17 protein-coding genes are annotated in these 19,741 nt (G+C 69.6%); 10 read left to right on the forward strand and 7 right to left on the reverse strand.

Annotated elements, in window-relative coordinates; translation table 11 throughout:
* Window positions 1–12: 12 nt before the first annotated feature.
* Together AC2YHJ_RS23560 and AC2YHJ_RS23565 are read right to left on the reverse strand one after the other, a co-directional pair.
* Entirely contained in the window at window positions 13–483 is a 471-nt protein-coding gene (locus AC2YHJ_RS23560) for an acyl-CoA thioesterase (protein WP_487398625.1), read from the reverse strand.
* 2 nt (window positions 484–485) lie between these two features.
* The gene (locus tag AC2YHJ_RS23565) at window positions 486–1,244 is read right to left on the reverse strand and encodes an HpcH/HpaI aldolase family protein (RefSeq protein ID WP_487398626.1); all 759 of its coding nucleotides are present in this window, start codon (window positions 1,242–1,244) and stop codon (window positions 486–488) included.
* Between the two features lie 113 nt (window positions 1,245–1,357).
* Between AC2YHJ_RS23565 and AC2YHJ_RS23570 the strand changes: the two genes are divergently transcribed.
* The 10 genes from AC2YHJ_RS23570 to AC2YHJ_RS23615 all read left to right on the forward strand — a co-directional run bounded on the left by AC2YHJ_RS23570 (window position 1,358) and on the right by AC2YHJ_RS23615 (window position 15,156).
* The gene (locus tag AC2YHJ_RS23570) at window positions 1,358–2,206 is read left to right on the forward strand and encodes a dimethylarginine dimethylaminohydrolase family protein (RefSeq protein WP_487398627.1); all 849 of its coding nucleotides are present in this window, start codon (window positions 1,358–1,360) and stop codon (window positions 2,204–2,206) included.
* A gap of 4 nt (window positions 2,207–2,210) precedes the next feature.
* On the forward strand, window positions 2,211–3,602 hold the full coding sequence (locus AC2YHJ_RS23575; RefSeq protein ID WP_487398628.1) for an FAD-binding oxidoreductase: 1,392 nt from the start codon (window positions 2,211–2,213) through the stop codon (window positions 3,600–3,602).
* 58 nt (window positions 3,603–3,660) lie between these two features.
* Window positions 3,661–4,842, forward strand: coding sequence for an MFS transporter (locus AC2YHJ_RS23580; RefSeq protein WP_487398629.1), 1,182 nt, complete (start codon window positions 3,661–3,663; stop codon window positions 4,840–4,842).
* Between the two features lie 124 nt (window positions 4,843–4,966).
* Window positions 4,967–5,878: a phosphate/phosphite/phosphonate ABC transporter substrate-binding protein gene (gene phnD, locus AC2YHJ_RS23585; protein WP_487398630.1), complete on the forward strand. Its 912-nt coding sequence runs from the start codon at window positions 4,967–4,969 to the stop codon at window positions 5,876–5,878.
* Between the two features lie 2 nt (window positions 5,879–5,880).
* The gene (phnE, locus tag AC2YHJ_RS23590) at window positions 5,881–6,738 is read left to right on the forward strand and encodes a phosphonate ABC transporter, permease protein PhnE (RefSeq protein ID WP_487398631.1); all 858 of its coding nucleotides are present in this window, start codon (window positions 5,881–5,883) and stop codon (window positions 6,736–6,738) included.
* A complete protein-coding gene (phnE, locus tag AC2YHJ_RS23595) occupies window positions 6,735–7,499 on the forward strand; it encodes a phosphonate ABC transporter, permease protein PhnE (protein ID WP_487398632.1) in 765 nt (254 codons plus the stop codon). Before phnE (AC2YHJ_RS23590) ends, phnE (AC2YHJ_RS23595) begins: the two co-directional genes overlap by 4 nt.
* Window positions 7,500–7,550: 51 nt before the next feature.
* Window positions 7,551–8,384, forward strand: a complete 834-nt coding sequence (locus AC2YHJ_RS23600; RefSeq protein WP_487398633.1) for a universal stress protein — start codon at window positions 7,551–7,553, stop codon at window positions 8,382–8,384.
* Window positions 8,385–8,451: 67 nt separating this feature from the next.
* A complete protein-coding gene (locus AC2YHJ_RS23605; protein WP_487398634.1) occupies window positions 8,452–9,621 on the forward strand; it encodes an efflux RND transporter periplasmic adaptor subunit in 1,170 nt (389 codons plus the stop codon).
* A gap of 6 nt (window positions 9,622–9,627) precedes the next feature.
* Window positions 9,628–12,777: an efflux RND transporter permease subunit gene (locus AC2YHJ_RS23610; protein ID WP_487398635.1), complete on the forward strand. Its 3,150-nt coding sequence runs from the start codon at window positions 9,628–9,630 to the stop codon at window positions 12,775–12,777.
* 63 nt (window positions 12,778–12,840) lie between these two features.
* Window positions 12,841–15,156 (forward strand): xanthine dehydrogenase family protein molybdopterin-binding subunit, encoded by a 2,316-nt coding sequence (locus tag AC2YHJ_RS23615; RefSeq protein ID WP_487398636.1) that lies wholly within the window; start codon window positions 12,841–12,843, stop codon window positions 15,154–15,156.
* Between the two features lie 72 nt (window positions 15,157–15,228).
* On the opposite strand, the gene AC2YHJ_RS23620 is transcribed toward AC2YHJ_RS23615, so the two are convergent.
* The 5 genes from AC2YHJ_RS23620 to AC2YHJ_RS23640 form a co-directional block, all read right to left on the reverse strand.
* On the reverse strand, window positions 15,229–15,903 hold the full coding sequence (locus AC2YHJ_RS23620; protein ID WP_487398637.1) for a hypothetical protein: 675 nt from the start codon (window positions 15,901–15,903) through the stop codon (window positions 15,229–15,231).
* Window positions 15,904–16,009: 106 nt separating this feature from the next.
* A complete protein-coding gene (locus AC2YHJ_RS23625) occupies window positions 16,010–16,615 on the reverse strand; it encodes a hypothetical protein (RefSeq protein ID WP_487398638.1) in 606 nt (201 codons plus the stop codon).
* The gene (locus AC2YHJ_RS23630; RefSeq protein ID WP_487398639.1) at window positions 16,616–17,662 is read right to left on the reverse strand and encodes an MlaD family protein; all 1,047 of its coding nucleotides are present in this window, start codon (window positions 17,660–17,662) and stop codon (window positions 16,616–16,618) included.
* Entirely contained in the window at window positions 17,663–18,415 is a 753-nt protein-coding gene (locus tag AC2YHJ_RS23635) for an ABC transporter ATP-binding protein (RefSeq protein ID WP_487398640.1), read from the reverse strand.
* Between the two features lie 2 nt (window positions 18,416–18,417).
* A complete protein-coding gene (locus AC2YHJ_RS23640) occupies window positions 18,418–19,530 on the reverse strand; it encodes an ABC transporter permease (RefSeq protein ID WP_487398641.1) in 1,113 nt (370 codons plus the stop codon).
* Window positions 19,531–19,741: the final 211 nt, after the last annotated feature.

A 19,741-nucleotide genomic window follows, 5' to 3' on the forward strand; every position in this document is an offset into this window, starting at 1 on the left:
GGCGGCAGAGTCCTACGCCGGGGCGCTGAAATCCATCCCCTCGAAGGCGGACAGCATGCCGCGCAGCTTGTGGGGGATCGGCGTCGGGCGGCGCGTCGCCTGGTCGGTCAGCACCCAGACGATCTCGCCCGTCGCCAGCAAGGTGTCACCGCCGGCGGGGAAGACCGCGGGCTGGAAGGCGACGGAACTGCGGCCGATGCGCATGGCGCGAACGCCGATCTCGATCTCCGCCTTGCGGCCGATCGCGACCTTGTACTCGACCAACCCGCGGACGACGTGGAAATCCGCGCCGGAAGCCTTCACCTCATCCTGATAGGCCCAGCCGGCGGCGCGGATGTAGTCCGACACCGCCTCGTCATACCAGGTCAGGTAGTGGGCGTTGAAGACGATGCCCTGGGTGTCGAGTTCGACGTAGCGAACCCGGTGGGCGAGAAAGAACCGGAAGTCGGCGCGGTCCGGCAGATGCTTGACCGCGCCGTCCATCCTCAGCCCCGCGCCGTCTTCACCGCCGCGGTGGCGGCCTGGCACATCAGCCCGACCTCGTTCGCGATGGTGACGAGCTTGAAGCCCTTCTGGATCATCTTGTTGGCATAGGCGGGCGAGCCGTTGTGCAGCCCCGCCGCGATGCCGCGCTTCGACGTTTCCGCCAGCAGCATGTCGTAGATCGCGAGGATCTCCGGATCCTCGACGTCGAGCTTCGGCTCCTTGCCGTAGGAGAAGGACAGGTCCGACGGGCCGACATAGATGCCATCGATGCCCGGGACATCGAGGATGCCCTTGATGTTCTCGATCGCCTGCTTGGTCTCGATCATCGGGATGACGAGGATCTCGTCATTCGCCGTCTTCTGGTAGTTGCCCGAGGAACCATAGGCGCCGGCACGGATCGGCCCGTTGGACCGCGTGCCCCGCGGCGGATACTTGCTGTACTGCACCAGGGCGCGGGCTTCCTCGACGGTGTTCACCATCGGGCAGATCACGCCCATCGCGCCGGCATCGAGCACCTTGCCGACGATGCCGGGTTCATTCCACGGCACGCGCACCATCGGCGTCGCGCTGGACAGCTGGATGCCCTGGAAGCAGGCCACGCAGGACAGGTAGTCCTGGACGCCGTGCTGCATGTCCACGGTCACGCTGTCCCAGCCGCACTTGGAATACATCTCGGCGGAGAACGCGTTGGGGATGGCGAGCCATCCGTTCACCACGGCCTTGCCGGCCTTCCACGCTTCCTTGACCGCATTCGCCATGGCGCCGCTTCCTCTCTTGTGCTGGCTGCTATGGCAGGAACGCTAGGCTGCGTCCCCCGAGGCGTCAAACCCGGCCCTGGACTGGCAGGCATGCGCGGGGCAGGGTGCGCGCCATGTCGCAATGGGCCGTCAGTTCCGAGACCGGCGCGCTGACCGATGTGCTGGTCTGCCCGCCCGATCACTATCGCTGGATCCCCACGAATTCGATCGTGCGCCGCACGCTTGCCGGCGCGCAGCAGCCCTCTGCCATGGCGCTCGCGGCGCAGCATGGGGAGCTCGTCGCAGCACTGCGTCAGGGCGGGGCACGGGTGCATCTGCTGCCGCCGGAACCGCACCTGCCCTACATGGCCTATACGCGGGATTCGGCGGTGGTCACGCCCTGGGGCCCGGTGCTGACGCAGTTGGAACGCCCGCAGCGGCGCGGCGAATATGCTTCCGTCATCGATTTCCATGGCGGTGATTTCTGGCGGAAGTCTTCCGCGGGCACGCTGGAAGGCGGCGACATTCACATCATCCGGCCGGGGCTGGCCTGCGTTGGCGCCTCGGGCGGCCGCACCGACCTGGCCGGCGCCGAGCAATTCGCCACCTGGCTGCGCGCCGAGGGCTGGGAGGTGCGGGTCGAAATCTTCGACGAGCATTTCCTGCATCTCGACGTGCTGTTCTGCATGGCCGCACCTGGCCTCGCCGTCGCGTGCCTCGACGTGCTCGATCCCGACTTCGTCGCCTGGCTCGGCGCGCATGGCATTCGCTGCATCGATGTCGCCTATCGCGATGCGATGCAGCTCGGCTGCAACATCCTCGCCCTTGGCGGCGGGTGCGTCATCTCCGCGCGCGGCTCGGCGACGCTGAACGCGGCGCTGCGGGCGGAGGGCCTCACCGTGCTCGACCCCGACCTGTCCCTGTTCACCGCCGGCGGCGGCGGCCCCCATTGCCTGACCTGCCCGCTGGGGCGGGAGGAGTAAGCCCATGTCCCTCGCCACCTCCCCGGTCGAGACCGTCATCACCGCCGCGCGCGAACTGCTTGGCGACCGCCTGTCAACCAACCAGAGCATCCGCGAACAGCACAGCCGCGGCGAGGACACCACCACGCCGACCCTGCCCGACGCCGTCGCCTTCGTGGAGACGACCGAGGAGGTGTCCCGCCTGCTCGCGCTCTGCCACCAGCATGGCGTGCCGGTCACGCCCTTCGGCGCCGGCACCTCGCTCGAAGGCCATGTGAATCCGGTGCGCGCCGGCATCTCCCTCGATCTCTCCCGCATGACCACAGTGCTGGAGGTGAATGAGGAGGACATGGACTGCCTGATCGAACCGGGCGTGACGCGGCAGGACCTCAACGCCTTCCTGCGCGACAAGGGCATGTTCTTCCCCGTCGATCCCGGCAGCCACTGCACGATCGGCGGCATGTGCGCGACGCGTGCTTCGGGCACCAACGCCGTGCGCTACGGCACCATCCGCGAGAATGTGCTCGGGCTCGAGGTCGTGCTGGCCGACGGTCGCGTCATCCAGACCGGCGGGCGCGTGCGCAAGGCGTCGAACGGCTACGACCTGACCCGGCTGTTCATCGGATCGGAAGGCACGCTCGGCATCATCACCAAGGTCCGCCTGCGCCTGCACGGTATCCCCGAGGCCATGTCCGCCGCCGTCTGCCAGTTCCCGACGCTGGCCGCCGCGGTCGAGACCGTCATCGCCGTCATGCAGTCCGGCATCCCCGTCGCGCGCATCGAGTTGCTCGACGAGGACCAGATGGAGGCCTGCATCAAGTATTCGAAGCTGGAAGGCTTCGCGGCGAAGACGACGCTGTTCCTCGAATTCCACGGCACCGATGCAGGGGTGAAGGAGCAGGCGGAATCGGTCGAAGCGATCGCCAGTGACTTCGGCGCGTCCGGCTTCGCCTGGGCGACGGATGCGGAAAGCCGCAACAGGCTGTGGCAGGCGCGGCACGACGCCTATTGGGCGGCGGTCAACCTCAAGCCAGGCCATCGCGGCATCACCACCGATGTCTGCGTGCCGATTTCCCGTCTCGCGGAGGCTGTGCTGGGCGCCAAGGAGAAGTCGCGCCAGAGCGGCCTCACCTCCTGCATCGTCGGCCATGTCGGGGACGGCAATTTCCACTGCCTGATCCTGTTTCCCGAGAACGAGCCGGACGGGCTGGAACGCGCCTGGGCACTGGATCGCTCCATCGTCGCCGAAGGGCTCGCGCTTGGCGGCACCTGTTCGGGCGAACATGGCGTCGGCCTCGGCAAGCGCGAATTCCTCGAACAGGAACATGGGGCGGAAGCCCTCGCGGTGATGCGCAGCGTGAAGGTCGCGCTCGACCCGCGCGGCATCATGAATCCGGGCAAGATGTTCCGGAACTGACCGCCATGCGGATCGCCTCCCCTGCTTCATGGCGCGACATCGGGGCCGCGGCGGCGGCGTGAACGCCCTCAGCCTCGCCATCCTCGCGCTGACGCTCGGGCATGTCTTCTCCAATGCGGTGCGGACGCTGCCGGCCATGGCCGCGGATGTGCTGCAGCGCGACCTCGGCATCAGCACGGATGGCCTCGCCGCGCTGACCGGCGCCTTTCCGGCGGCCTTCGCGCTGACCATGCTGCCGGTGGGCGTGGCGCTGGACCGCTATGGCGTGAAGCCAACGGCGCTCGCGCTGCTTTCCATCGCCGCGGTGGGCTCGGCGCTGGGCGCGGCCGCAACCGGGCCATGGTCGATGCTGCTGGCGCAGGTCGTGCTCGGCATCGGCTGCTCGGGCATGCTGATGTGCCCGATGACCTATGCGGCGAAGAACCTGCCGCCGCAGAAATTCGGCCTGTGGGGCGGGCTGATCCAGGCCTTCGGCAATACCGGCATGCTGCTCTCGGCGAGCCCGCTGGCGCTGCTGGTCGATCACGCCGGCTGGCGCAGCGGGTATCTCGCCTGCGGCGCGCTGGCCATCGCTGCCGCCGTCGCCGTGGCGGCCATCGTGCGGGAAGTGCGCGCCGCACCGCAGGCCCGGCGCAGCGTCGCGGAGGATGCGCGCGACGTCATCGCGCTCGGCCTGTCGCGCGACATCCGCGGGCCGATGGTAATCACCTTCGCCTCCTTCGCCGCGGTGCTCGGCGTGCGGGGGCTGTGGGGCGGGCCGTGGCTGATGGAAATGAAGGGCCTGGCGCGCGTGCCGGCGGGGCATGTGCTGCTGGCCTGCACGCTCGCGCTGATCGCCGGGCCGGTGATCGCGGGGGTGCTGGAACGGCGGTTCCAGCGGCATCGGCGTGCCCTGCTGGCGGCAGGGCATCTCGGCGCTGCAGCGACGATCCTGCTGCTGGTGGCCGGCGGGCATCTCGGCTGGGGCGTGGCCAGCGATGTCGCGCTGCTCTTCGCCTTCGGCCTCCTGATATCGTCGCAGGTGATCTGCTTCGCCCTGGTGCGCGCCGCCGTGGCGCCCGAACGGGTCGGCCGGGCGCTTTCGGCGATGAACTTCTCCTTCTTCGGCGGTGCGGCGGTGCTGCAGGCCGCGTCGGGCGTGGCGGCCTCGGCGGGCGGGATCGGTGCGGCGCTGGTCGTCTTCGCCGCCGCGCTGGTCCTCTGCACCCTGGCCTTCCTGCGCCTGCCCGGCCCGCGCTGACCCGACAGCGGCGCGGCTTATCCGGTGCGGCCGCGCGTCGTCACGGCTTCTTCATCGTCGCGTCATCGAAGCATCGCGGGGGGCGTGGCACGCGGCGGCGTCCCGCTGGTCCAGGAGCCACCCGATGATCGCCCGCCGCACCGCCCTCGCCCTTCCCGCGCTCGCGCTGCTGCCACGCATCGCCGGCGCCCAGACCGGCTGGCGCGCCCAGGTGCCGGAACTGCGCTTCGGCATGATCTCGGTCGAGAACGAACGCGACGCCATTGCCCGCCTGCAGGGCTTCCAGGCCTACATGTCGCGCGAGCTCGGCGTGCCGGTCCGCGTCTTCCGCGGCAGCGACTACGCCGCGGTGGTCGAGGCGATGCGCTCGGGCCATGCCGAGCTCGCCTATGTCGGTCCCGCCGCCTATGGCCTGGCGCGCCGCGCGATGGGGGATCGGGTCGCGCCGGTGTTCCGCTACCTCGATAATGAGGGGATGGAAGGCTACCACAGCGTGATGGTCGTGCGCGCCGACAGCGCCTTCCAGCGCGTCGAGGACCTGCGCGGCCGTTCGCTCGGTTTCGCCGATCCGAACAGCACCTCCGGCTTCCAGGCGCCGAGCTGGTTCCTGCGCCGCCAGGGCATGGACCCCACCAGCTTCTTCTCCCGCACCGGCTTCGCCGGCAGCCATGAGCAGAACGTGATGGCGGTGATCAACGGGACCTTCGACGCCGCTGTCGTGGCCTACTCCAACGACCAGCGGAACACCTTCCAGCGCATGGCCGAGAAGGGAATGATCCCGGACGGCAGCGTGCGCGTGATCTGGCGTTCGCCACTGATCCCCAACGGGCCGATCGTGATGCGCATGGACCTGCCGGAGGGCTTCCGCCGCGACGCCGCCGCGGCCCTCGCCGCCCTGCCCGATCGCGACACGGCCGCCTTCCGCGACATGTCCTCCAATGCCCGCGGCCTGGTGCCGGCGAAGCACGAGGATTACCTCGACATCATCGCAATCCTCGAGGAGAACGCCGCGCGGCGTCGCGACCGGCGATCCTGAGCGTGTCCGCCGCCGCCATCCTCGCGGCCGAGGGGCGCTGGCGCGCCGCGCGCACCCGCCGCCGGCGCGACCTGGCGCTGGGCGGCGCGGCCTTCATCGCCGCCGTGCTGGCCGCCGCCTGGATCGGGGAGGTCAGCCTGCCCCGCCTCGCGCGCGGCCTGCCGCTGGCCTGGGACTATATCGGCCGCACCATGCCGGTGCTGCACCCCGCCACGCTGGGCGCCGACATCGCCGATTGGATGTGGGGCTTCGGTGACTGGGTGGCGCTGCTCGGCGACACCTTGCTGATGGCCTATGTCGGGACGCTGCTCGGCGCCGCCGTGGCGCTGCCGGCCTCATTCGCCGCCGCGGCGACGCTGGCGCCGGGCTGGGTCGTCTGGCTGTCGCGGCGGGCGCTGGAATTCGCCCGCACGGTGCCGACGCTCGTGCTCGCGCTGGTCTTCGTCTACGCCTTCGGCCTCGGCCCCTTCGCCGGCGTGCTGGCCATCGCCGTGCACACGGCCGGCGCGCTCGGCAAGCTGTTCGCCGAGGAACACGAGAACGCCGCCCTCGCGCCGGTCGAGGCGGTGCGCGCCGCGGGCGGGTCCTGGCCGGCGCAGATGCGCTTCGGCGTGCTGCCGCAATCGCTGCCCGGCGTGCTGAGCCTTGGCCTGCTGCGCTTCGAGATCAATGTGCGCGAGGCGAGCGTGCTCGGCATCGTCGGTGCCGGCGGCATCGGGGAGGAACTGTATCTCGCGGTACGGCAATTCGAGTACCAGGACATCTCGGCGATCCTGCTGCTGATCCTGGCGACGGTGGCGGCCATCGACCTGGTCTGCGGCGCGCTGCGCCGGCGCGTCATCGGCGGCCGCGCGGCATGAGGCGCATCCCCGCCTCGCCGCTGGTCTTCGGCCTCGGCGCCCTGCTGCTGGCCGGTCTGTGGCGCATCGACGCCTCGCCCGAGCGGATCTGGACCGGCCTGTCGCGCCTCGGCTGGCTGGTCACGTTGATGTGGCCGCCGAGCCCCGGCGGCGCGCTGCCGGACCTGCTGCGCGGGCTGGCGGAAAGCCTGGCGATGGCCTTCCTCGGCACGCTGCTGGCGGCGGTCGCGGCGCTGCCGCTCGCGCTGCTCGGCGCGGGCAATGTCGTCGGCTCGGCGCTGCTGCGTTTCTCGGCGCGGCGGCTCTATGACGGGTTGCGCGGCATCGACACGCTGGTCTGGGCGCTGGTCTTCGTCTCGGCAGTGGGGATGGGGCCCTTCGCCGGCATCCTCGCGCTGGCGGTGCCGGATACCGGCACGCTCGCCAAGCTGTTCTCCGAGGCGCTGGAAGGTGCCGACCGCCGCCAGGTGGAAGCGGTGCGCGCCGCCGGAGCGGGGCGGATGCTGGCGGTGCGGATCGGCCTGCTGCCGCAGGTCGCGCCGGTCATGCTGTCGCAGTTGCTCTACACGCTCGAATCCAATGCGCGATCCTCGACCATTCTCGGCGTGGTGGGTGCGGGCGGCATCGGGCTCGCGCTGGCCGATCGCATCCGCATCAACAATTGGGACGAGGCCGCCTTCATCGTGCTGATGATCCTCGCCATGGTGGCGCTGATCGATGCCGCCAGTCGCGCATTGCGGCTGCGCCTGATCCGCCCCTGATCTTCGCGCCTCGCGCGATCCGGTCTAGGCTCGGCAGCGGAGGTCTCCCGCATGATCCGCAGCATCCTGGTCGCACTCGACGACACTGACAGCGCCGCCGCTGCGCGGGACCTTGCGTTTGCGCTGTCGCGCAGCACCGGCGCGGCGCTATCCGCCGCCACGGTGCTCGACTGGCCGCATGCGCGTGGCGCCAATGAGGCCGTGCCGGCAGGCGGCGCCGCCTTCAAGGAACGCCGCGACGCCGCGCGCGTCCAGCGGCTGGAGGCCGAGGCCGAGCAGGCCTTCGCCGACTGCACCGCGGCGGCCGGGGACACCCCCTTCACGCGGCTGCGCCTGACCGATGCGCCTGAGCAGGCCCTGCTCGCGGCCGGCGCCACGCATGACCTGATCGTGATCGGCCGCGATTCGACCCTGGGCCTCGAGATGAATGACGACGGCCTGGCGCCGGTGATCGAGGCCCTGCTGCATGAGGGCGCGCGCCCCCTGCTGGTCGTGCCGCCCGGCGCGGCGCCGGCGGCCGGCGGCGTGCTGGTCGGCAATGATGGATCGGTTCCGGCGATGCGCGCGATGCAGCTTTTCGCGCTGCTCGGCCTCGGCGCCGGGCTGCCGGTGAAGGTGCTGTCGGTGGCGGCGACCCAGCCAGAGGCGCAGCGCATGGCCGAGGAAGGCGCGGCGTATCTGCGCGGCCACGGCCTTGCGGCCGAGGCCGTGGCCGTGGTCGGCACGCATCCGCTCGAGGCGCTGCTCGCCGAGGCGGCGGCGATGCCCGCGCGCCTGATGGTCATGGGCGCCTATGAGAATTCCGGCCTGCGCACCTTCTTCACCGGGTCGGTGACGGAAAAGCTGCTGATCGGATCGCCCTGCCCGATCTTCGTGGCGCATTGACGCGCCGACAACCTTGACGCAGCGCACAGCGACGCGCCATGTCGGGGGCTCGCCAATGGATGCCGCCATGAATCGAGTTTTCGCCGGCGCCGTCGCCATCTTCCTCGTCGGGGCCTTGCCCGCCGCCGCGCAATTCGGCCCGCAGGGACCGCCCGCTGTCGGGGTGGTAACGGCCGAACGCCGCCCGGTGACCGAGACGACCGAATTCGTCGGCCGTGTCGAGGCGACCGATCGCGTCAACATCCGCGCCCGCGTCACCGGCTTCCTGCAGGAGCGGCTGTTCCGCGAAGGCGGCGACGTGGCGGAAGGGGCGGTGCTGTTCCGCCTCGAGCGCGCACCTTTCGAGGCGCAGCTCGAACAGGCGCAGGCAAGCCTCGCCGGTGCGACGGCGACGCTTGAGAATGCGCGCGTCGCGCTCGCCCGTGCGCGCGACCTGCGGCAGACCGGCGCCGGCACCCAGGTCGCCTTCGACAATGCGCAGGCGGGCGAACGCACCGCCTCGGCCGCGGTGCTGTCGGCCCAGGCGGCGATCCGCGTGGCGCAGATCAACCTCGGCTACACCGAGATCACGGCGCCGATCGCCGGACAGATCGGGCGCACCATCCTCACGGTCGGCAACGTGGTGGGGCCCGATACCGGCACGCTCGCCACCATCGTCAGCCAGGACCCGATGCGCGTTGCCTTCACGGTCAGCCAGCGCACCGCGCTCGACCTGCGCAACCGCTTCGAGGGGCGCGGCGGGCCCGATGCGGTGCGCGTGCGGATCCGTACCACGGATGGCCGGATGTACGGCGAAGTTGGCCGCGTCGACTTCGTGGACAACCAGATCGACCGCAACACCGACACCATCCTGGTGCGGGCGTTGATCCCGAACCCGATCCGTCGACCGACCGACAGCAGCACGCCGGTGACGCCGCGCGAGCTGGTGGACGGCCAGTTCGTCGCGGTCTTCCTGGAAGGCTCGGAACCGGTGCTGACCATCACCCTGCCGCGCGCCGCCGTGCTGCAGGACCAGCAGGGCGCCTACGTCTTCGTGGTGGGCGAAGGGAATGTCGCGCAGCGGCGCAACATCACACTCGGACGTTCCTCCGGCCAGACGGCGGTGATCGAAGCCGGCCTGGAGGGCGGCGAGTCCGTGGTGGTGGACGGCGTGCAGCGCGTCCGCCCCGGCCAGCCCGTGAACCCCGGCCCCGCATCGGCACCGCCGGTGCGCCAGGCCACACCAGCCCGGGGCTGATCGCGCGTGTTCTCCGCCATATTCGTCGACCGTCCGCGCTTCGCGATGGTCATCGCGATCGTCACGGCGCTGGCCGGGGCGCTCGCGATGCTGCGCATCCCTGTTTCCCAGCTGCCGGACATCGTGCCGCCGCAGGTTTCCGTCACCACGCGCTTCCCCGGCGCCTCGGCGGCGGTGATCGAGCAGACCGTCGCGCAGGTGGTCGAGGCATCGGTCAACGGCGTGGACCGCATGATCTACATGCGGTCGAACAGCGCCAATGACGGGTCCTACAGCCTCAACGTCTCCTTCCAGCTCGGCACCAACCCCGACCTTGCCACCGTCAACGTGAACAATCGCGTGCAGGCGGCATTGGCTCGCTTGCCGCAGGAGGTGCAGCGCCAGGGCGTCACGGTGCGCAAGCAATCCTCGGCGGTGCTGCAGTTCATCTTCCTCTATGCCGAGAGCGGCGACCACACGCCGCTGTTCCTGTCGAACTACGCCACCATCAACATCATCGATCGGCTGGCACGCGTGCCGGGTGTCGGCCAGGTCAGCCTGTTCGGCGCCATGGATTACTCCATGCGCATCTGGTTCGAGGTGGACCGGCTGATCAGCCTGAACCTCACGCCATCGGACGTGGTGGCGGCGATCCAGGCGCAGAACGTGCAGGCGCCGGTCGGCAGGCTGGGCGGGCGGCCGATCCCGGACGACCAGCAATTCCAGATCAACCTCGAGACCCAGGGGCGCCTGTCCACGCCGGAGCAGTTCGGCGACATCTTGATCCGCGCCAATCCGGACGGGTCGGTGCTGCGCGTGCGCGACGTCGCCCGCGTCGAGCTCGGCGCCGCCAGCATGGACACGGAAAGCCGCTTCGACGGTAAGCCGGCCGTGACCTTCGGCGTCTATCTCCAGCCCGGGGCGAATGCCGTCTCGGCCGCCGAGAATGTCCGCCGCGCCATGGAGGAGATGCGGCGCAACTACCCCGCGGGCGTCAACCACCGGATCTTCTTCGACACCTCCGACTTCGTGAACGACACGATCCGGGAGGTGATCAAGACCCTGACCGAGGCCTTCATTCTGGTCGTCATCGTCGTCTTCCTGTTCCTGGGGAACATGCGGGCGACGATCATCCCCACCGTCGCGGTCCCGGTCAGCCTGGTCGGATCCTTCATCATCCTGCTCGCGCTGGGGTATTCGGCGAACACCATCTCGCTGCTCGCCATGGTGCTCGCCATCGGCATCGTGGTCGACGATGCCATCGTGGTGGTGGAGAACGTCGAGCGGGTGATGGAGGAGGAACCGCACCTCACCCCCGCCGAAGCGACCAAGAAGGCGATGGCGCAGATCACTGCGCCGATCATCGCCATCACGCTCGTCCTGCTGTCGGTCTTCGTGCCGATCGGCTTCATCCCCGGCCTGTCGGGCGAGTTGTTCCGCCAGTTCGCGGTGACCATCTCGGCCGCGATGGTGATCAGCGCCATCAATGCGCTGACGCTCTCGCCGGCGCTCTGTGCCGTGTTCCTGCGTCCCCACGCCCATGCCGGCGGGCATCGGCCGGGGTTGATGGGGCGCTGGCTGCGCAGCATCGATTGGGTGCGCGACCGCTATGCCGGTGTCGTTTCGCGCCTGGTGCGCGTGTCCATCCTGTCCATCCTGCTGACCGGCGGCTTCTTCTTCGGCATCTGGGAGATGTCGAAGATCACGCCATCAGGCTTCCTGCCGCAGGAGGACCAGGGCGCCTTCTTCGTGCAGGTGCAATTGCCGCAGGGCGCTTCGGTGTCCCGCACGCGCGAAGCGGTCGTGCAGGTCGAGGAAATCCTCAAGCAGATCCCCTCGGTGCAGGGCACGCTCGCCATTGTCGGCTTTTCGCTGATCGATGGCGGTGCGCAGTCGAATTCCGCCTTCCTCGTCGCGCGGCTGAAGCCCTTCGCCGACCGGACATCCGCGGCGATGTCGGTGCAGGCGGCGATCGGCCGGGTCTTCGGTGCCGGCCAGGCGGTGCGCACCGCCAATGTCTTCGCCTTCAACCTGCCGCCGATCATCGGCCTCGGCACCGGTGGCGGCTTCGAATACATCCTGCAGGATTATGAAGGCCGGCCGGCGGCGGACCTCGGCGCGGCCATGCTGGGGCTGATCGTCGCAGCCAACCAGGACCCGCGCCTGACCGCGGTGTTCTCCACCTTCAACGCAACCAACCCGACGCTCTACCTCGACCTCGACCGCGAGAAGGCGCAGGCGCTCGGACTGCGCATCTCGGACGTCTTCACCGCGCTGCAGGCGACGCTTGGCGGCTTCTATGTCAATGACTTCAACCTGTTCGGCCGCACCTGGCAGGTGAACCTCCAGGCCGAGGCCGCCGACCGGCGCGATGTCGACAACATCTGGCGCATCCATGTGCGCAACAACCGCGGGGAGATGGTGCCGTTGCGCGCGGTCGCCGATGTGCAGACGCGCATCGGGCCGCAGACCATCTTCCGCTACAACAACTACCGCGCCATCTCGATCAACGGCGCGCCGCGGCCGGGCGTGTCGTCGGGCGATGCGCTCGCGGCGATGGAATCGCTGTCCGCCCGCGTCCTGCCGCCCGGCTATGGCTTTGAATGGACGGGCACGGCGTATCAGGAAAAGCTCGCCGCGGGGCAGACGGTCTACATCCTCGCGCTCGCGGTGATGTTCGCCTACCTGTTCCTCGTCGCGCTGTACGAATCCTGGGTGATCCCGATCCCGGTGCTGCTGTCCGTCGCGGTGGGCGTGCTGTCGGCCTTCGGCGGGCTGTTCGTCGCCAACATGTCGCTCGATATCTATGCGCAGATCGGGCTCGTGGTGCTGATCGCGCTCGCCGCCAAGAACGGCATCCTGATCGTCGAATTCGCCAAGGAGAAGCGGGAGGAAGGCCTGCCGATCCGCGAGGCCGCCATCATGGGCGCACGGCTGCGCTTCCGCGCGGTGATGATGACCTCGATCGCCTTCATCCTGGGCCTGGTGCCGCTGGTCTTCGCCGAAGGGGCGGCGATGCTGTCGCGTCGCGCGGTCGGCACGGCGGTGTTCGGCGGCATGCTGGGGGCGGCGATCGTCGGCATTTTCATCATCCCAATGCTCTACGTGGTGTTCCAGTCCATGCGGGAAGCCACCAAGCGGCGCTTCGGGCGGAAGGAAGCGACCGACCACGCCTGATCCCCCTTTTCATCCTGGCCCGGCATCGCAGATGATGGGTCAGGAACCAAGGGAGACCCGGGCATGGCGAAGTTCGGCCTGAGCCAATCCATCCGTCGCGTCGAGGATCCGCGCCTGCTCAAGGGTGGCGGCCGCTACACGGATGACGTCGCCGTGCCGGGCCAGACGCAGGGCTATGTCCTGCGCAGCCCGCATGCGCATGCGAAGATCGTCTCGATTGACACGGCAGCGGCCAAGGCGATGCCGGGGGTGCTTGGCATCTGGACCGGGGCCGACCTGGCGGCGGCCGGCATCGGGCACCTGCCCTGCCTGGCGCCGGTGAAGTCGGTCGATGGCAGCCCGACCTCCGACACGCCGCGCCGCGCGCTGGCCGAAGGCTTCGTCCGCCATGTCGGCGACCCCGTCGCCTTCATCGTCGCCGAAACGCTCAAGCAGGCTCGCGACGCCGCTGAGGCGATCGAGATCGACTACGACACCCTGCCGGCCGCGACCGACCTCGCCACCGCGACCGATCCCGGCCAGCCGCAGGTCTGGGCCAGCGCGCCCAACAACACCTGCTTCGACTGGCATGTCGGCGACGCGGCCAAGGTCGATGCGCTGATCAAGGGCGCGGCGCATGTCGCGCGGCTGCGCGTGGTGAACAACCGCGTCGTGGTGGCGTCGATGGAAGCGCGCGCCTCGCTCGCCGAATACGACGCGGCGCGCAATCATTGGACCATCACGACCAACACCCAGGGGTCCTGGCTGGTCCGCAACGTGATGGCGAAGAACATCTTCAACGTCGCGACCGACAATTTCCGCGTCGTGACCCCCGATGTCGGCGGCGGCTTCGGGATGAAGATCTTCATCTACCCGGAACACGTGCTGACCGCCTTCGCGGCGCGCGAACTGAAGCGCGCGGTGAAGTGGGCATCCGAGCGCACCGAAGCCTTCCAATCCGACACCCATGGGCGCGACAACATCACCATCGGCGAACTGGCGCTCGACAAGGACGGCAAGTTCCTCGCGCTGCGCACCAAGAACTGGGCGGGGATGGGTGCCTATCTCAACACCTTCGCACCCTTCATCCCGACCGGGGCGGGCACCAAGGTGCTGGCCTCGGTCTACGGCTTCCAGGCGATCCACGCGCAGGTGCTCGGCGTGATGACGCACACCGTGCCGGTGGACGCCTATCGCGGCGCCGGGCGGCCGGAGAGCAACTACCTGGTCGAACGCCTGATCGACACCGCGGCGCGGGAGGTCGGCATCGACCGCATCGAGCTCCGCCGACGCAACATGGTGCCGTCCTCGGCCATGCCCTACACCTCGGCGATGGGGCAGCGCTACGATTCCGGCGAGTTCGCCCAGCTCATGTCCACCGCGCTGACCAAGATCGACTGGGCCGGCTTCCCGGCGCGCAAGGCGGAGGCCGCAAAGCGCGGCAAGAAGCGCGGCATCGGCCTGGCCTATTACCTGGAAGCGACGGGCGGTGGGCCGACCGAGAATGCCGCGGTGAAGTTCGCCGATGACGGCTTCGTCGATGTTTATGTCGGCACGCAATCCACCGGCCAGGGACATGAGACCGCCTATGCGATGATGACGAGCTTCGAGCTCGGCATCCCGATCGAGAAGATCCGCGTGAAGCAGGGCGATTCCGACACGCTGCCCGATGGCGGCGGCACCGGCGGTGCGCGCAGCCTCTACTCAGAAGGCCAGGCGATCCTGGTCACGACCGCGAGCGTCGTGGAAAAGGGCAAGATCGCCGCGTCGGAACACCTCGAAGCATCGGTCGCCGATATCGAATTCGCCCCGCGCGACGGCGGCTTCACTGTGGTCGGCACGGACCGCGCCATCGGCATCCTCGACCTCGCCGCCGTGCAGCGGAAGAAGGCCGCGGCGGGCATCGAGGCGACCATCCTCGACGCCGAGGAAACCGCCGAGATCAAGGCCCATACCTTCCCCAATGGCTGCCATGCGGCCGAGGTGGAGGTGGACCCCGAGACCGGCATCGTCGCCGTGCCGCGCTACATCGTGGTGGACGATGTCGGCCATGCGCTGAACCCGCTGATCGTGCGTGGCCAGGTGCATGGCGGCGTGACCCAGGGGATCGGCCAGGCGCTGATGGAACGCACCGCTTATGATGGCGACAGCGGCCAGCTCGTTTCGGCCTCCTTCATGGATTACGCGCTGCCGCGGGCGGACGACCTGCCCAACATCGACGTGGACCTGATCGAGGTGCCCTGCGAGACCAACCCGCTCGGCGTGAAGGGCGCGGGGGAAGCCGGCGCGGTCGGCTCGCCGCCGGCGGTGATCAATGCGCTGGTGGACGCGCTGGGCGTGGCGATCGACATGCCGGCGACGCCGGAAGCGGTGTGGAAGGCGCTGACCAAGGCGGCGTGAAAGCAGCACGCCCAACGAAGAAGGGCGGACCCGACCGGGCCCGCCCTTTTTCATGTTTGGCCGAAGCCGCGCTTACTGCAGCGGCAGCGTCACGTTGGTGACTTCGCAGAGGTTCACCCCGCGCCGTTCCTGCGACTGGCCGTTCTGGTAGACGAAGCGCATGTCGTACATGCAGTCGCCTTCCGGCAGGCGGATCGGATAGACAGCGCCGGGTGCCACGGTGTCGGCGCCGAGCCGGTCCGGGCCCCAGTTCTGGTCGGTGGTCAGCGAGGCGTAGACCTCCATCACCGGCTGCTGGCCCTGGTTCACCAGGTTGAAGGACGGGTTGCCGCGCGGGCCCTGGGTCGTGCCCTGGCGCGGCGCCTGCTGCTGCGGGGCCTGCTGTTGGCCGCCCTGCTGCTGCGGCCGTCCGTCGAAGACCAGCTCCGTCAGATTGCACAGGTTGAGATTGCGCCGTTCCTCGGCCGGGCCGCCCTGACGGTCATAGACGACGCGCACGTCGTAGATGCATTCGCCCTGCGGCAGGCGAATCACGAAGTTGCGCCCCGCCGGGATGATGTTCTGGCCGAGCCGGTCCTGGCCCCAGTTGCTGTCCGAGGACGGCGAGGCGTAGGCCTCGTAGATCACCCGGCTGCTGCGGTTCACCAGGTTGAAGGACGGATCGCCGGTCTGGGCCTGCGCTGAGGGGATCAGGCCGGCCATGCCGAGCACGGCTGCAGTGGCGATGGCGAGGCGTCTGAACATCATGCGGGCTCTCCTTCCCGTACGGGCATGACGCCCGTTCATTCCGCGACCACGCTAGCCGAGCGCGATGGCGGCGCCAACCGCGACACATCACAGTCTGCGAAGCAGTTCAGGCGTAACGCGCCAGCGCCTGTTCCAGCGACGCCAGCGCATTGCCGAGCGCGGCCGACATGGCCGACGCCGCCTGTTCGGCGGTCGGCGGTGCGGTGCCGCCGGGCAGTGGCGCGGTGCCGTCGGTCACCAATTGCCCCACCAGGCGGCTGCCATTGCGCTCGTCCACCAGCAGCAGCGTCAACTCGGCCCGTGCGAGGCCCTGGCCCTGGTTGGCGGCCAGCGCGGTGATCTCGCCTTCCATGATGAAGTCGGGGTTCACCCGGCTGCCGGGCGCGAGGATCGCAGCGAACAGACGCGAATCGATCAGCCAGCGGCGCAACGACTGTTCCGCCGCCTCGGCCGGCGGGGCCGCCCATTCGGCGTAGAAATCGAGGCTTTCCGTGCCATCGGGACGGATCACGCGAAGATTGCGCGTCTCCATCCCCGCGCCGGGGCGCAGCGTGCGCAGCAGCAGCGTCCGCCGTCCGCGCCCGGTGCGCGGCGCGCCGGTCCGTCGTGGTTCCAGCGGGAAGCGCTGCGTCTCGACATAGGGGCGATCGGGCAGCACCGAACAGGCCGCAAGGCCGAACGGCGCAAGGAGAAGGCTGCGGCGAAGGGTCATTCAGCGGCGATCCCGTGGGGGCGGTGGCGGCGGTTGGCCGAACAGGGATTGCGACGGGCTGCGCCGCAGCGCATCGGCGGTGTCGCGCAGGCTGGCTGCCGTGGCGCGCAGGTCGCGCAGTAGCGGCCCGAGATCGGCCTGTGCATCCGTGGTGGTCCCGCGCACGCTGCGCAACGCGAGTTCCAGCGACTGGATCACGGCCGGCAGTCGCGCGATGGATGTGCGCAGGTCGGCCGCCGCCTGGCTGATGCTGTTCACCGCATTGGCGACCGCGGGGCCTTCCAGCAGTTGCTCGGCGGCCTGCCCGGCGGCGCCGACCCGGTTCACCGCCTCGCGCACGTCGCGCACCGTGGCGGCGAGTTCGGCACCGTGGATCGCCTCGCGCAGCGCGGTCATGGTCGTCGCCGCCTCGCGCAGCGCCACGCCAAGGTCGCCCTGGCTGCCGACCTGGTTGCGCAGATCTTCGAGCAGATGCGTCGCGGTGCTGAACAGCGCCTCGAGATCCACGTTCGACAGGCGCGTCATCAGTTGCTCGGCGGCGGTGGTCACCTGGTTGAAGGTGGACGGAATCGAGGGGATATAGGGAAAGGCCGGCGTCCAGGGCACTTCGGTCGGCGGGAAGCGATCCGGATTGACGAAATCGGCCTCGAGGTAGGAGACGCCGGTGACGCCGGTGCTGGCGATGCGCATGCGCAGCCCCGCACGCACCGCCTCCTCGACCGGGGCGTCGCCGTAGCGGGAGGGGTCGAGCGCGAAGCGGATCAACACCAGGCGATTCGCCGTATCCTCGACGCCCCCCTCTGTGCGTCCATACACAACCGAGGTCAGGCCGAGTTCCGTCACCCGGCCGACAGCCACGCCGCGGAAGCGCACCGGGGCGCCGACCTCAAGCCCGGCGACGGATTCCCGGACATAGGTCTCCAGCACCAGTTGCCGCCTGCCAAAGCTGCCCGAGGTGAGGAACAGGATGAAGCCGATCGCCAGCACGGTGCCGGCCACCACCAGCATGCCAACGCGCAGGTAAAGCGAGCGTCCGGACCGGGCCATCTACGCGGCCTCCCGCCGGAAGAAGGCGCGCACGGTCGGCTGTGTGCTCTCCGCCTTCAGTTGCCGTGGATCGCCTTCGGCGATCATGCCCTGCGCGTCCTTGTCCAGCATGATGCAGCGGTCGCCGATGGCGAGGATCGACTGCAACTCATGCGTCACCACCACGAAGGTGGCGCCGGTGTCACGCGCGATGTCCTTGATCAGCTTGTCGAGCCCTGCGGAGGTGATCGGGTCGAGCCCCGCCGAGGGCTCGTCGAGGAACAGCAGCGGCGGGTCCAGCGCCATGGCGCGCGCGATGCCGGCGCGCTTGGCCATGCCGCCGGAGATCTCGGCCGGCAGCCGCGCGGCCGCGTCACCCAGGCCGACGAGGCCGAGCTTCGAGCGTGCCACTGCCTCCCTTGCCGGTCGGGGCAGGTCGGTATGTTCCTCGAGCGGCAGTTCGACGTTCTCCGCCAGGGTCATGCTCCCGAACAGTGCGCCGGACTGCCACATCACGCCGATGCGGCGCAACAGCGCGCGCCGCGCCGCGTCGTCCTCGGCCGCCAGTTCCTCCCCCAGCAGCCAGGCATGGCCGGCGGCGAGCGGCACCAGCCCGATCAACGCCTTGAGCAGCGTCGATTTGCCGCAGCCGGACCCGCCGAGGATCACGAAGATCTCGCCGCGCTTCACGTCGAAGGTAACGTCCTTGAAGATCGTCCGGTTGCCGAAGCGCACGGACAGGCCCTCGGCGCGGATGACGGGATCCTCCGCCACGGTCAGATGCCCAGCCGGAAGAACAGCACGGCGAAGACGCCATCCATCATCACGATGGCGACGATGCCGCCGACCACCGCGGCCGTGGCCGCATCGCCGACCGCGCGCGGGCCACGCCCGGCCGACAGCCCGGCGCGGCAACCGATGCCCGCGATCACCAGCCCGAAGCAGGCCGCCTTGAACAGCCCGCCCGCCAGGTCCTGCAGCGACAGCCATTGCTGCAGCTGGGACTGCACCGAGGCCCAGGGGTAGCCGAGCGTGCCCATGATCAGCGTCATGCCCGCGAGACCCGAGACGTTCATCAGCAGGGCGAGCACCGGCATGGCCAGCGTCGCCGCCGCCAGCCGCGGCAGCACCAGCATGGCGGTGGCGTCCACCCCCATGATCTTCAGCGCGTCCACTTCCTCATTCACCGTCATGGTGCCGAGCTCGGCGGCGAAGGCCGATCCGGTGCGCCCGGCCAGCACCACGCCCGCCAGCAGCGGCCCGAGTTCGCGCAGCAGGGAGATGCCGACGAGGTTCGGCACGAAGACCTCCGCGCCGAAGCGGCGCAGCGGGATCGATGACTGGTAGGCGAGGATCACGCCGATCAGGAAGCCGAGCAGCAGCGTCAGCGGGAAGGCGCGGGTGCCGACCTCATCGAGGTGGCGCAGCACCTCCGCCCAGCGCAGCAGCCGGGGCCGCGACAGGACGCGCAAGGTGGTGACCAGTGCCTCCCCCATGAAGGTGATGCCGGCGATGCCGTCGCGGGCCTTGCCGACCGTCGCCCGGCCGATGGCGGTGATGGGATGCCAGGGCGGCGGGGGGCCGGGCGGGGGCACGGTCTCCAACGCCTTGCGCGTGCGTTCCAGCACGGCGGCCACATGGTCCGGCGCGCCGCGGAGTGCGGCATCGGGGGCCGCGGTCAGCAGCAGCACGGCGCCGGCCGAATCGATCGCCTCCAGCCCGCCGAGATCAAGGGTCGTGATCGGTTCGCCCGCCGCTTCCTTCATGGCCAGTGGCCAAAGCCGTGCCGCTGCGGCGGCATCAAGGCGCCCGCTGGCGTGCAGCACGCGGCTGCCGCCATCCATGCGCGCCTCGATCCGCGCCGTCACATCGCCCGGGCTTGCGTCCATCAACCCGATTGGACCCATACCGCGGCGCGCCGCAAGTCCTTATGCCAACGGCCGCCCTTGCCGGCCGTTGGTGAGTCTTCATTTTGCCTCAGACGCCGGCGCACGCATCCGGGCGCTTGGCTTTTCGCGCCCTGCACTGTCGCCCTGGCGATGACGGGCGGTTTGGGCGCGGTCGCGCTGTGCGCTCCTGGCCCGACGCGAAACATCGGGC

The organism is Roseomonas sp. SRI_022 (assembly GCF_057586215.1).

What these genes read in the sequence shown, in the direction of transcription:
- AC2YHJ_RS23560 (WP_487398625.1), bottom strand. Translation starts at nt 483, where the DNA reads ATGGACGGCGCGGTCAAGCATCTGCCGGACCGCGCCGACTTCCGGTTC.
- AC2YHJ_RS23565 (WP_487398626.1), bottom strand. Translation starts at nt 1,244, where the DNA reads ATGGCGAATGCGGTCAAGGAAGCGTGGAAGGCCGGCAAGGCCGTGGTG.
- AC2YHJ_RS23570 (WP_487398627.1), top strand. Translation starts at nt 1,358, where the DNA reads ATGTCGCAATGGGCCGTCAGTTCCGAGACCGGCGCGCTGACCGATGTG.
- AC2YHJ_RS23575 (WP_487398628.1), top strand. Translation starts at nt 2,211, where the DNA reads ATGTCCCTCGCCACCTCCCCGGTCGAGACCGTCATCACCGCCGCGCGC.
- phnD (WP_487398630.1), top strand. Translation starts at nt 4,967, where the DNA reads ATGATCGCCCGCCGCACCGCCCTCGCCCTTCCCGCGCTCGCGCTGCTG.
- phnE (WP_487398632.1), top strand. Translation starts at nt 6,735, where the DNA reads ATGAGGCGCATCCCCGCCTCGCCGCTGGTCTTCGGCCTCGGCGCCCTG.
- AC2YHJ_RS23600 (WP_487398633.1), top strand. Translation starts at nt 7,551, where the DNA reads ATGATCCGCAGCATCCTGGTCGCACTCGACGACACTGACAGCGCCGCC.
- AC2YHJ_RS23605 (WP_487398634.1), top strand. Translation starts at nt 8,452, where the DNA reads ATGAATCGAGTTTTCGCCGGCGCCGTCGCCATCTTCCTCGTCGGGGCC.
- AC2YHJ_RS23615 (WP_487398636.1), top strand. Translation starts at nt 12,841, where the DNA reads ATGGCGAAGTTCGGCCTGAGCCAATCCATCCGTCGCGTCGAGGATCCG.
- AC2YHJ_RS23620 (WP_487398637.1), bottom strand. Translation starts at nt 15,903, where the DNA reads ATGATGTTCAGACGCCTCGCCATCGCCACTGCAGCCGTGCTCGGCATG.
- AC2YHJ_RS23625 (WP_487398638.1), bottom strand. Translation starts at nt 16,615, where the DNA reads ATGACCCTTCGCCGCAGCCTTCTCCTTGCGCCGTTCGGCCTTGCGGCC.
- AC2YHJ_RS23630 (WP_487398639.1), bottom strand. Translation starts at nt 17,662, where the DNA reads ATGGCCCGGTCCGGACGCTCGCTTTACCTGCGCGTTGGCATGCTGGTG.
- AC2YHJ_RS23640 (WP_487398641.1), bottom strand. Translation starts at nt 19,530, where the DNA reads ATGGACGCAAGCCCGGGCGATGTGACGGCGCGGATCGAGGCGCGCATG.